This is a genomic window from Syntrophorhabdaceae bacterium, from assembly GCA_036504895.1.
GTDB lineage: Bacteria > Desulfobacterota > Syntrophorhabdia > Syntrophorhabdales > Syntrophorhabdaceae > PNOM01.
This window is the reverse complement of the sequence record DASXUJ010000001.1, coordinates 35,302-48,567: the sequence shown is the minus strand read 5'-3', so window position 1 is coordinate 48,567 and position 13,266 is coordinate 35,302. Positions and strand designations below refer to the sequence as shown.

Annotated in this window: 8 protein-coding genes; 7 read left to right on the top strand and 1 reads right to left on the bottom strand. The window is 58.5% G+C overall.

Annotated features, from left to right (window positions below):
- The first annotated feature begins 250 nt into the window (after nt 1–250).
- The 5 genes from ftsH (at nt 251) to glgP (ending at nt 9,019) form a co-directional block, all read left to right on the top strand.
- Nucleotides 251–2,176, top strand: coding sequence for an ATP-dependent zinc metalloprotease FtsH (gene ftsH, locus VGJ94_00175; protein HEY3275007.1), 1,926 nt, complete (start codon nt 251–253; stop codon nt 2,174–2,176).
- Nucleotides 2,177–2,189: 13 nt separating this feature from the next.
- Entirely contained in the window at nt 2,190–2,942 is a 753-nt protein-coding gene (locus tag VGJ94_00170) for a slipin family protein (protein ID HEY3275006.1), read from the top strand.
- A gap of 102 nt (nt 2,943–3,044) precedes the next feature.
- Nucleotides 3,045–5,606: a magnesium-translocating P-type ATPase gene (gene mgtA / locus VGJ94_00165; GenBank protein HEY3275005.1), complete on the top strand. Its 2,562-nt coding sequence runs from the start codon at nt 3,045–3,047 to the stop codon at nt 5,604–5,606.
- 96 nt (nt 5,607–5,702) lie between these two features.
- Nucleotides 5,703–6,383: an HAD family hydrolase gene (locus tag VGJ94_00160; protein ID HEY3275004.1), complete on the top strand. Its 681-nt coding sequence runs from the start codon at nt 5,703–5,705 to the stop codon at nt 6,381–6,383.
- 89 nt (nt 6,384–6,472) lie between these two features.
- Nucleotides 6,473–9,019 (top strand): alpha-glucan family phosphorylase, encoded by a 2,547-nt coding sequence (gene glgP / locus VGJ94_00155; protein ID HEY3275003.1) that lies wholly within the window; start codon nt 6,473–6,475, stop codon nt 9,017–9,019.
- A gap of 54 nt (nt 9,020–9,073) precedes the next feature.
- On the opposite strand, the gene VGJ94_00150 is transcribed toward glgP, so the two are convergent.
- Nucleotides 9,074–11,515, bottom strand: coding sequence for a hypothetical protein (locus tag VGJ94_00150; protein HEY3275002.1), 2,442 nt, complete (start codon nt 11,513–11,515; stop codon nt 9,074–9,076).
- A 563-nt stretch (nt 11,516–12,078) separates the two neighbouring features.
- Between VGJ94_00150 and VGJ94_00145 the strand changes: the two genes are divergently transcribed.
- Both VGJ94_00145 and VGJ94_00140 read left to right on the top strand, forming a co-directional pair.
- Nucleotides 12,079–12,294, top strand: a complete 216-nt coding sequence (locus VGJ94_00145) for a hypothetical protein (GenBank protein ID HEY3275001.1) — start codon at nt 12,079–12,081, stop codon at nt 12,292–12,294.
- Nucleotides 12,295–12,310: 16 nt separating this feature from the next.
- Complete coding sequence (locus tag VGJ94_00140) at nt 12,311–13,255, top strand: acetyl-CoA decarbonylase/synthase complex subunit delta (protein ID HEY3275000.1); 945 nt, start codon at nt 12,311–12,313, stop codon at nt 13,253–13,255.
- Nucleotides 13,256–13,266 lie beyond the last annotated feature (11 nt).

The window sequence follows — 13,266 nt, the reverse complement described above, 5'->3', positions numbered from 1 at the left end:
GAGGCTTATTATTATGCTAAGGCATCCCTTATGCGCCGATGCCGGGAAGACGGCTTTGCGGACGGTCGATGGTCCGGAGAGAGCTTGTCGGTCACCCGGTAATCGGCGGGATCATGCGCAGACCTCGGATTCCAACCGCCAAAGGTGAAAGGGAAATACGAATGGAAGCTACTTCGAACCCGGTCCAAAAACGTGGAGCCATGACGGTCGAAGGGCTTTGTGCTGTGCCGGGATAGCCGCGGGAGGGGATATGCCGTCTGATGAGAAACAGAGTAAAACGGACGAATTGAAGGCTAAGCTGCGCTCCGTCTTCAGCTCCGGGGACCCTCAAAACAAAAAAGGGATGCCCCGCAAGACCCATTTCAGCATCTGGTATTTTCTCATTGCCATGTTCCTTATTACCTATTTGCAGCAATATCTCTTTGCCCCGAAGGTGGAGACGATCCCCTACGGTCAATTCAAGCAGGGTCTGGCCGAGGGCACGGTAAGCGGACTGACCATCGGCCCCGAACAGATCACGGGCACCATAAAAGGGAAGGACCAGAAGGCGTCCAAGACATTCAGCACGGTCAGGGTCGACGACCCCGGCCTCGTGAAGGAGCTTGACGAGCGTAAGATCGGGTACCAGGGGCGGTATGACAGCAAATTGCTGAGCGGCATCCTCTCCTGGATTCTCCCCATTGCCATCATGCTCCTCATCTGGCGATATGCGATGAAAAAGATGGGACCAGGGATGGGAGTGATGTCTTTCGGCAAGAGCAAGGCCAAGCTCTTCGCCGAGAGCGAGACCAAGGTCACCTTCACTGATGTGGCGGGAATCGACGAGGCCAAAGAAGAGCTTCAGGAAGTGGTGGAGTTTTTACAAAGTCCGGAAAAGTTCCAGAAACTGGGAGGGAGGATCCCTAAAGGGGTACTCCTGGTCGGCCCGCCGGGTACGGGAAAGACCCTTCTCGCAAAGGCGGTTGCAGGGGAGGCAAAGGTGCCTTTCTTCAGCATAAGCGGCTCGGAGTTTGTGGAGATGTTCGTGGGCGTGGGGGCAAGCCGGGTCCGCGATCTTTTCTCTCAGGCGACCGGCCAGGCGCCCTGCATTATTTTCATCGACGAGCTCGACGCCCTGGGTAAGGCCCGGGGAGTGAATGTCTTCGGCGGAAACGACGAGCGGGAGCAGACGCTCAACCAGCTCCTGGTGGAGATGGACGGTTTTGAATCGAACAAAGGGGTCATTATCATGGCCGCCACCAACAGGCCCGAGATCCTCGATCCGGCGCTCCTGAGACCCGGGAGATTCGACCGGCAGGTCCTGGTTGACCGCCCCGACATAAACGGCCGGGAAGCGATCCTGCGCATCCATTCGCGGGGCGTCACCATGGGCCCGGAAGTGGATCTCAGGAGGATCGCCGCCCTCACCCCCGGTTTTGTGGGGGCCGACCTGGCCAACCTCGTCAACGAAGCAGCCCTGCTGGCCGCCCGGAAAAATAAGGACGCAGTAGGACTCAAAGAGTTCGATGAGGCCGTGGACCGGCTCATGGGAGGGCTGGAGAAGAAAAACCGGGTCATGAACCCCAAGGAGAAGGAGATTGTGGCCTTTCACGAATCCGGCCATGCGATCGTCGCGGAATCGGTGGAACATGCCGACCCTGTGCATAAGATATCGATTATTCCCCGGGGTATTGCAGCCCTCGGCTATACCCAGCAACAGCCCACGGAGGACCGTTACCTGCTGACCCGCGCGGAGCTTCTCGACCGTCTGGCCGTGCTCCTGGGCGGGAGGGTGGCGGAAGAGGTGATCTTCGGCGAGATATCCACCGGTGCCCAGAACGACCTTCAGCGCGCCACGGAGATCGCGAGGTCCATGGTGGTGGAATACGGCATGAGCGACCGCCTTGGCCTCGTCACCTACGAGCCTGCCCGCCAGGCCATGTTCCCTCCGGCAGGCTATAACGCGGGAAAGACCTATAGCGAAACAAGGGCGACCGAGATCGATCAGGAGATCTCCCGGGTAGTCGATGAAGCCCACTTAAGGGTGCAGAAGATACTGAAGGAGCGCGAAAAGATCCTCCATGAACTGGCCGCTCTCCTTTCGCAAAACGAAGTCGTCCAGGGGGATGAGCTGCGAAAGATGCTGTCCCAGTTCACTCAATTGCAGCCGGGAGAGAAGGCATTCCCGTTAGGATAAAGGGGGGTCGCAAATGATACCCGTATATCTTTTTGTAGTAGTGGTAATCGTATTTTTTTTCGCCAGTGCAATAAAGATCCTGAAAGAGTACGAGCGCGGCGTCATCTTCAGATTAGGACGGGTGCTCGGGGTCCCGAAGGGGCCGGGGCTCATTATTCTTATCCCCATAGTCGACAGGATGGTCAAGGTGAGCCTCCGGACCGTGGTGCTCGATATCCCTCCCCAGGATGTCATTACCCGGGACAATGTGACGATCAAGGTGAATGCCGTCGTCTTTTTCAGGGTTATAGACTCTCTGAAAGCGATCATCGACGTGGAAAACTACCTTTACGCGGCGACCCAGCTCGCCCAGACCACCTTGAGGAGCGTGCTCGGTCAGGCCGAGCTGGACGAGCTCCTCTCCCGACGGGAGAAGATAAACGAGAGGCTCCAGGAGATACTGGACACCCACACCGAAGCATGGGGGATAAAGGTCTCGAACGTGGAGGTAAAGAACGTCGACCTGCCCCAGGAGATGCAGCGGGCGATCTCGCGGCAGGCCGAGGCCGAACGGGAGAGAAGGGCGAAGGTCATCGCCGCCGAAGGTGAATTCCAGGCATCCACGAAGCTTTCCGAGGCCTCCGATATACTTTCGAAGAACCCCATGGCCCTTCAGCTCCGCTATCTGCAGACACTCATCGAAATATCGACGGAGAAGAATTCCACCATCGTGTTCCCTCTTCCCATCGACCTTATAAAGTTCTTCATGGACAAGCTGAAACCGTGAGGTCCTCTTCCCGGGCCGCCTATCGGCTGATCGAAATCCTTATCCTTGCCCTGAACCGCAGTGCGTCCCGCGCAATGGTCGGGCCGCGCTAATCCCTATACGATGGTCTCTCCATCTGACGAGCAGACTGCGTTCTGGCGGCTCCCGATTGCGACCCTCCTTGGCGAGACCGGTTCCAGCCCTTCCGGCCTGACCTCAGGGGAAGCGGCTTTACGCCTCGCCCGGTTCGGGCCGAACAAAGTTCACGCCGAAAAGAAGGCCGGGCTCTTTCTCCAGTATCTGACCCGGTTCCGTAACCCCCTCGTGATCATTCTCCTCATCGCGAGCGCTGTTTTGGCCCTCACGGGCGATTTCGTCGGCTTCGCGATCATCAGTGTCATAGTCCTCATCAGCGTAACCCTGGATTTCGTTCAGGAGCACCGGGCCGGGGAAGCTGCCGAAAGGCTGAAGAAATCGGTAGCAGTGAAGGTCCACGCTCTCAGGGACGGAGAGGCTCTCGAGATCTCCCTTGAAGACCTTGTGCCCGGCGACGTGGTAATACTGGCTGCGGGCGACCTGGTGCCGTGCGACGGTCGGATTCTTGAAGCAGACGACTTTTTCCTGAATCAGGCCCTTCTTACAGGGGAAGCCTATCCCGTGGAAAAGGGGCCGGCCGACCTACCCGGGGAAGAAAACCTCCTCTCTGCGGGCAATGCCGTACTCATGGGCACCTCCGTGATCAGCGGCTCGGCCAGGGTCCTCACGTGCCGAACAGGCTCTAATACGGCATTCGGTGAGATTGCCGATACACTCGCGGCAAAGCCCCCCGCCGGGGCCTTTGAAGAAGGCACCCACCGCTTCGGGATGCTGATCATGCGCCTCACAATCCTCCTTGTCCTGTTTGTCCTGCTCATCAACACTGTTTTTCATCGGCCCTGGCTGGAGTCTTTCCTTTTTGCCGTGGCCCTCGCCGTCGGCCTCACCCCTGAATTGCTACCCATGGTGGTGTCCGTAACCCTTTCAAAAGGCGCTTTGCGCATGGCGAAAAAAAAGGTGATCGTCAAGCGGCTCTCCGCAATTCAGAACCTCGGAAGCATGGACGTCCTCTGCACGGACAAGACCGGCACTCTCACCGAGGCCCGCATTCACCTCGAACGGCATGTGAACGGTCTCGGAATGGGAAGCGATCGCGTCCTGAAACTGGCCTACCTGAACAGTTTTTTTGAGACAGGGATAAAAAGCCCCCTGGATGACGCAATCCTCGAACACCGGGAGGTTGATACGGGAGGCTGGCAGAAGATCGACGAGGTGCCCTTCGACTTCGAGAGACGGCGCATCTCGGTCCTGCTTGAAAAGGACGGCGCCAGGGTGCTCCTGGTCAAAGGGGCGCCGGAGGACATCCTTCGCCTCTCTACCCGGTATGAGGGAGAGACGGAGAATGACCTTTTGCCCTTGGATGACCGACAAAGAACGGCCATAAAGGGTCTCTATGAGGGCCTGGGGCGGGATGGTTTTCGGGTCCTCGGCATCGCGTGGCACCCTATGCCTGTCGACCACCCTCACGCGGTGGTGAGTGACGAGACGGCGTTGATCTTTACCGGCTTCGCCGCCTTCCTTGACCCGCCGAAGGCGAGCGCCAAAGAAGCCCTTGCACGGCTTATATCAAGCGGGATTGCAGTGAAGATCGTCACCGGCGACAATGATCTCGTCACGCGCCATCTCGTGGGACAACTCGGTCTCCCGGAGGCGAAGGTGCTCACGGGCGACGAGATTCATCAGATGGACGATCACGCCCTGGCGGCGCGGGTTGACGATGTGAACCTCTTCTGCCGGGTGAGCCCGGTCCAGAAGAACAGGGTTATCCTCGCGCTGAAACAACGCGGCCGGGTGGTGGGCTACCTCGGGGACGGCATAAACGACGCGCCCTCCCTTCATTCCGCGGATATCGGCTTTTCCGTTGACACCGCCGTGGATGTGGCAAAGGACGCCGCCGACATGATCATGTTGGAGCGTGATCTGAACGTGATCGCCGAAGGGGTGCTCGAGGGGCGCCGGACGTTCGGCAACATCATGAAATACATTATGATGGGAACCAGCTCAAATTTTGGCAACATGTTCAGCATGGCCGGGGCATCCATTTTCCTTCCTTTCCTTCCCATGCTTCCGGTGCAGATACTCCTCAATAACCTCCTCTACGACGTCTCCGAGATCCCTATCCCCCTCGACACCGTCGACGAAGAGTATCTGGTTCGACCGCGCCAGTGGGATATGAAGCTCATCCGCAACTTCATGCTCATCGTAGGCCCTGTCAGCTCTGTTTTCGATTTTCTCACCTTTTACATCATGCTCAAGATCTTCCACGCGGGTGAAGCGCTTTTTCATACCGGCTGGTTTATCGAATCAATGGCCACGCAGGTGCTGGTGATCTTCATAATCAGAACCAGGAGGAACCCCCTGAAAAGCCGCCCCAACCAATGGCTCGCAATCGGTTGCTTCGTTGTACTGGGAACTGCCGTCCTGATACCGCTGACCCCGGCTGCGGCTTACCTCGGCTTTGTGGCGCCTCCCCCTCTCTTCTTTCTTCTCCTTACCGTCATGGTCCTGGCTTATCTGTTTGCGGTGGAGGGAGTCAAACAGCTATTCTACAAACATTTTGCGGGAAGCAGGGACGGCTCCCGGCCTTAACCGACCCGGTTTCGCCATTTGCGGCTCGCATAGCCCATACTTATATTGCTACTGTGTCAGGTCGTCAATTGCATGGCCATGGGGTGAAAAGGGTCTATGACACAAGTCGTATTTCTCTTCGACGTGGATAATACGCTTCTTGACAACGACAGGATAGAAACGGATATTCGCGATCATATTGAGAATGAGTTTGGCGCCAGGGCCCGTGACAGATATTTTGCGATCCTCGAAGAGATACGCGCGAAAGGGGGATATGCAGATTATCTGGGGGCCTTGCAGCGCTACCGCCTGGAAGACCGGGATGATCCGCGGCTTCTCATATTTTCCTGCTACCTCGTGGATTATCCTTTTGCGAACCGTCTGTACCCTGGCTCTTTCGATGCCATCGAGCACGTGAACCCCTTCGGTCAGGCGGTCATCCTGAGTGATGGCGATGTCGTATTCCAACCGCGAAAAGTACAACGGTCGGGACTGTGGGAAGCAGTGGAGGGGCGGGTGCTGATCTTCATTCACAAGGAAGAGATGCTGGACACGGTCGAGCGGCTTTATCCCGCCCGGCATTACGTGATGCTCGATGATAAGCTTCGCATCCTCGCGGCGATGAAGCATATCTGGGCGAACCGGCTCACCACGGTTTTTGTGCGCCAGGGACGCTATGCCCTCGATCCCGAAATGACGTCGCGCCATCCACCGGCAGACATCACGATCGAGCGGATCGGTAACCTGGTTGATCACGACGTTGCCGCTCTCGTCAAAGCAGGCCGGAAACACCGGTAATGTTCACGGGCCACGGAGCCCCTGGAAAAGACCCTGACCCGACCTCGCGGATGATGAAGTGGAGCCATCGAACCCACAAGGAGTATGGTATGGATGAAGAGCAGAAACGACTCGCCTCTCCCCTGTGTTCATTTGTTCCCGGCGATATTGAAGGGGCAGACGCTCTTTTGGAGCTTGCCCTCGATATGCGCTGGTCGTGGAACCACGCTGCCGATGAAATATGGAGGCAGCTCGATCCCGCCCTATGGGATCTCACGTATAATCCCCTTGTCCTCCTTGAGACCGTCTCGAAAGATCGGATCCGGACCACCCTCGCCGACCCGGCAATACGCCGGAAGCTTGACGACCTCGTCCAGGCGAAACGCCGTGGAGCCGCGGAGCAGGGCTGGTTCCAGGAGAACCATACCGGATCTCCCCTGACGGGCATCGCCTATTTCAGCATGGAATTCATGGTGAGCGAAGCCCTTCCCATTTACTCGGGGGGCTTGGGCAATGTGGCGGGCGATCAGCTGAAAGCTGCGAGCGACCTCGGCATCCCGGTCATCGGGGTGGGCCTCCTCTACCAGCAGGGCTATTTCCGGCAGGTAATCGACAGAGATGGGAGGCAGCAGGCCCTCTTCCCCTATAATGATCCGGGGCAGCTCCCCATTACGGCCGTCCATGACCAAAACGGCGAGTGGCTCCGTCTCGAGGTCCCCTTACCGGGCTACCCGGTATGGGTCCGTGTCTGGCAGGTCCAGGTGGGCAGGGTTACGCTTTACCTTATGGACAGTAACGACCCTGCCAATGTGCCGGTCCACAGGGGGATCACGAGCGAGCTCTATGGGGGCGGACAGGAGGTGCGCCTGAAACAGGAGATACTCCTCGGCCTCGCCGGCTGGCGGCTTCTTGAGGCACTCGCCATCAAACCCGAAGTATGTCACCTGAACGAAGGCCATGCGGCGTTTGCCGTATTGGAGCGGGCCAGGTGTTGGATGGCGGAGACAGGCCGGCCATTCGAGGTCGCCCTTGCCGTGACCAGGGCGGGCAACCTTTTTACCACCCATACGCCCGTGGCCGCGGGTTTCGATAGCTTTTCCCCGGCGCTGATGGAACAGTACTTCGGCGCCTATGCCCGGGACATGCTGGGTATCTCTCTGCCCGATCTGCTGGCCCTCGGCCGCGGTGACCCGAACGATGCTTCCGAGCCTTTCAACATGGCCTATCTTGCCATGCGCGGCAGCGGCGCGGTGAACGGCGTGAGCCGCCTCCACGGCGAGGTGAGCCGCCGGATCTTCCAGCCCCTGTTCCCTCGGTGGCCCGAGGAGGAAATACCCGTGGGACACGTTACCAACGGGGTTCACATGCCCACGTGGAGCGCTGAGGAAGCCGATGCGCTGTGGACCGCGACGTGCGGGGAAGACGGCTGGCTCGGCACGCTCAAAAATATGGAACAGAGTATGCGCGCGGTCCCCGATTCCACACTCTGGGAGTGCCGCGCGTCACTTCGTCAGACCCTCGTCGAATTCGTTCGGGAACGCCTTTCCCGCCAACTGGCGGTTTCAGGGGCATCGGCAGAGGAAATCGAAGCGGCGAAGCTGACGTTCTCTACGGACGTGCTCACTCTGGGGTTCGCGCGCCGGTTTGCGACCTACAAACGCCCGAACCTGCTCCTTCACGACCCCGACCGGCTGATTGGCATCCTTACCAACCCGGATCGCCCGGTGCAGCTGATCATTGCCGGTAAGGCCCATCCCGAGGACAGGGCAGGCCAGGAGATGATCACGGAATGGATCCGTTTCATCCAACGGCACGAAGCCATGGGGCACGTAATGTTCCTCGGCGATTACGACATGCTCCTGACGAGAAGCCTCGTCCAGGGCGTGGACGTCTGGATCAATACTCCACGGCGGCCCTGGGAGGCGTGCGGGACGAGCGGCATGAAGGTACTTGTCAACGGCGGCATCAACTTGTCGGAGCTGGACGGATGGTGGGCGGAAGCCTACACCCCCAAGAGTGGATGGGCAATAGGCGACGGTCAGGAGCATGGCAACGACCCGGCCTGGGACGCCAGGGACGCCGACGCGCTTTACACTCTTCTGGAGCAGGAGATAATCCCCGAGTTCTATACCCGTGATGAGCTGGGCATCCCCCCTGGCTGGGTAGCGCGGATGCGGGAGAGTATGTCCCGGCTCACCCCGGCCTTTTCCGCAAACCGCGCAATGCGTGAGTACACAGAAGACTATTACCTGCCTGCCGCAGCCGCGTTTAAGGAACGGGCCTCCGATAACGGGGAAGGGGGCGCTCATATCGTAAAATGGAAGCATGGCCTGGAGAGGAGCTGGCCCGGTCTCGGATTCGGCTCCGTGGAAGTCGAAACACATGACGGGCAGCACATATTTGAGGCCCCCATTTGCCTGGGCGAGATCGACCCGGATCACGTCCGCGTGGAGCTATACGCCGAAGGGGTAAATGGCGGGGAAGCCCTGCGACTGGAAGCGAGACGCTCCGACCGTCCCGCCGAAGCAGGACATTTCATCTATGTTGCCGCAGGGCCTGCCACGCGCCCGGCGACGGACTTCACCGTAAGGGTCATACCGAATCATCCGGGGGCGGCGGTCCCTCTCGAAGCTGCTCAGATCCTGTGGCAGAAGTGAGGAATGGGGTGTCTCAGGACAGATGTACCGGCGGGTCGCTGACCTGGACTCCCCTCATTGATTGGGAACCCTCAGGCACCTGAAACCGGGCCCTCCGCTATTTGGAGGCCCTATGGTCACGGGTTTCCATGAGCCCTTTTCCTGAAGGACCATAGGCGTTTCAGACGCGCCCGCAGTGCCGCCCAGATATATTTTACCGGCGCGAGTGGCGTGGTCCACACCATACATGGAGATATTGCCTCCCCCGCCGGGGCTGTTCCCGAAGGTCCTGCCCCCGCTTAAGGTCATCGAACCGGCGGACAATACCCTTTGCACGGCAATATTATCGACGAGCTGGTAAGCCCCTGCCGCGGTAGATACGTTTGAGAGATAGATCCATGCCGTTTCATCGACGGCTTCCCAGTAGACGGTGTAGGTGCCCTTCTTATCCCGTTGCGAAAGGGGCTGGGCAGCCTTGAGGACAGTCGATTCATTGTTCCCGTATATCGTCATGTATCCCATGGAGCTGACAAAGGTGCCGTCAACCTTTATCTTATAGAGACCTCCTGTTTGGAGCCCGGTTATGCGCAATTTGGCATATCCGGCGGCCTTGCCGGAATTGACAATCTTCATCTGCCCGGACGGGACGCTCAAAAAGGCTCCCACGCCTTTCCAATCACCTTTTGTCGTGGTGAAGGTGCTGCTCTCCCCCGTGACGAGGCTCGGACCCAACTTTTCCGGGGAAGGCAGGACGCCGGCAAAGGAGGTCTCGCTATGGAAGAGAAGGCTGTAGTTCGGGGCCCCGGGGAAGTGCGATGCCAGGGTTGCCCTGGCCCCCGTCTGGGGCATCTGATCTGTTTTGTCAATTACGGAGGCCGGAGCATCGGGGGTAGCAATGCTCACGGTCTCCCCCTTTATCTCGTGCTGATAGACGGGAGAGCCCGCGGAGGCGTGGTCCAGGTCCTGAAAGACGCTCTGGATTCCGTCAAAGGAGATATAGGTCGGGTCGTTCGTCTTGCCGAGGATAGGCCCGCCCGTGGTGAAGGTCATCCCTATGGAATTGGTCCTCAGGTATTTTGAGGGGACGGACGCAGTATTCGCCCACTCGACGAGATACCTGCCGATACCTCCCATGGTGATGAGTTTCCTGATGCTGTTTCCGTAGGAGCCGTCGAGTAATACGGCGGAGGTGCTGTTGGTGCCTTTCCCATCGATAAACACGGTCCCGAATTCGTTCCCGAAGGAATTAATGAGGACGAGGGGATACTCCTGAATTTGGTCTCCAAGATAGAGGGAGGGAAAGATGACCCTGCTCGCATTGTTCAGCCGGACCCCCCGGTTTCCCTCGGCGATCAAAGAGACTTCTCCGTTCCCGATGCCCCCCTCCACATGAAGGGCATACCCCCCCATGTTGGAGGCATAGATGCCCTTGATATAAGGGGTGGACAGGGAGCCCGCCGCGGTGGCGTGGATCACGTCCTTCGTCGCGTTTCTTGAATAGACGTCGGTGATGCGTATGCCCGTGGCGTCCCCGTCTATCTCGATGGCGTTATAGGTATGGTTGAAGCTCACGCGATCAATGATGAATTTGTTGCCGAGAGTGGTCGATCTCCTGAAATGGATGCCGTGCTGCCCGGGCAGGCCGGGGTTCGTCGTCTCGATGGTGACCCCTTCGAACCTTGCCCATCGTGCGTCGGGAGCGAAGATCACCGGTTCGGCCGATGACGAGGTCATTCTGATTATCGCGCCCCTGTATCCGTCGGAGACGAGCGAGACGTAGGGTCTCATTAATATTTTTCCTGCAGTGAGGTAAATTTTACTTGAATCAAGCAGTATCGTTCCGCCGTACGCGGTCGCTTCCCCACCTGAGACGCCGGTCCATCCGGGGGTAAGTTCGGGATAAGCCCTGCCGGTGGCTACGCGGTTCGTGCCGTCGCTGATGACCTCTCCGGGGGCAAAGGCATTATCCCTGAACCTCACCGAATAGGTGGTCTCCGTCAGCTTCGCCACCACCTCGCACGTTGCCTTACTGGTCGCCCCTGTGAGTATCGCACCGGCCGCCCACGGCGCGGGCGCGGGCGCGCGATCCAGGGTGAGGGTTTCAAGCGGTGTGGGCAGGGACCTGGCGGCCTCGTTTATTGCCGTCTGCCAGTAGCCGCTGCCGGAATAGAACCATTCGGGATAGGCCGAAGTGAGCCCCTCCACGGCGGAGGTGAACTGCCGGCACCTTGGCGCAATGAAAGATTTCGAGAAGCGCAGCTTGTGGCCGTTGGGGTCGAAAACAACCCCGCACACGCCCTCGTAATCCACGGTAATGGTCTTGTCGCCGGACAAGGCGTAGACGCCGGGCCCGGTAATAGTCATGCCGAAGGCGTCGGAGACGGACGTGTACGCGTCGATTCCATTCCCTTTCGTGCCTGTCCGGCCTTCCCGTGTATCCTGGGTCCATGCAGGCGGACATGACAGGGCTGCAACCAGTATTGCGCCGAGACCTACGATGAAAGCCCTTGTTTTCATATTCTGCCTCCCATTGTTGATGCCCGGTATAATCTCCATGACGGGATCCTTCCAAAAATCTAAGGCGTGCCGTCGCCGTGTACGTGCCGGCTTCTCTAAATCTTCTTTTTATTCCCTTTCAAATTCAAGTCTAAATTTCATTTTTCTTGAGAACGGTACCGCGGTATTCCGGTGATTGCCTGTGCCCGTGGTCGCGGAATCACCCGCACTGGTCGATGATTACGGGGTATTTGAAGTCTAGGCCCCCACCGCCGTATTTGTCCGGGAAGGCAGGGGCAGGGGAAACCCTGTGTGTCCAGCGTGGGCCACGTGTCGCGTGGGACCTCGGCAACACTCCCCGGGGTCCCAAGTTTCTTCCCATCTTGGGAATAAATTGATATAATAGCGCAATCGGACAACGTCGGAGCACGCCCCGCCACCATCTTTCGTCTGTTCGAGGGCAATTTGAGAGGTTCTCGCTTCGGAAAGCAGTGCCCGAAGATAAGATCACCGGAAAAAGGGAAGGGGCTTTTTTGTGACAATCTCCGCGGTGGCAGCAAGTGTTCCATCCATGAGGAGGGCTCGTGAGCGATTATACATACGATGAAAAAGAGCGCTTTGACGGCGTGACGATCAAGGTGCTGGGACCCACGTACGAAGAGGGGAAGCCCGAAGGCGGCCATGATTGGAAGTCCGGCCTCGACACCCGTGAAAAGGCGCTCGATTACCTGAGGACCGCTCTGCGTTACTGGTACGGGGCTGAAGGATTCGGGAGCGAGAAGAGGAAAAAGGAAGCATAAGCGAAGGAGGAACACGATGTCATTTCAGATCCCCAGGATAAATTATACGGGCAGGATGAAGGAAGTGGTGATCGGCTCAGGCCCGAAGGCCGTGAAAATAGGAGGAGAAACATGTTACCCCTTCTATCTCTTCGAAGGAGAGATGCCCAACCCGCCGAGAGTTGCCCACGAAGTGTGGGATTACGCCCCCGAAGACTGGCCGGAATGGGCAAAAGCGCCCTTCAGCGACGTCCTCGCCGATCCCGTGGCATGGGCGCGGAAATCAATCGATGTCTACGGCGCCGGGATTATTGCCCTCATGCTCAAAAGCGCCGACCCGAACGGCCTGGATAAAGACGCGGAAGAGGCGGCGAAGACGGCGAAGGCGGTCGTTGACGCGGTGGACGTGCCGGTTATCGTATGGGGAACGGCAAATGAGGAAAAAGACGCCATCCTCCTGAGGAAAGTGGCGGAGCTATGTGAAGGTAAAAACGTGGTCGTAGGGCCCGTGGCGGAGAAGAATTACAAGCAGGTGGGCGCTATGGCCATCGGCTACGGCCAGGTGGTGGCCGCCTCTTCACCCATAGATGTGAACCTCGCGAAGCAGCTTAACATCCTTCTCGGAAATCTCGGGGTCCCTGACGAGAAGATCATTATCGACCCCACGACCGGTGGTCTCGGCTATGGCCTCGAATATACCTACTCCGTGATGGAGCGGGACAGGATGGCGGCCCTCACCCAGGAAGACGTGAAACTCCAGTTCCCGGTGGTCTGCAATCTCGCCCAGGAGGTATGGAAGACGAGGGAGGCAAGGCTTAGGAGGCAGGACGACCCGAAGCTCGGGGACGAAAAAAAGAGGGCCGTCCTGCTCGAAGGGGTGAGTGCCCTCTCCCTTCTTATCGCCGGCGCTGATATCGTGGTCATGAGGCACCCCGACGCCATCGCCTTGGTCGAGGAGATGGTCCGGGATTTGATGGGCTGAAGGGGAATTCT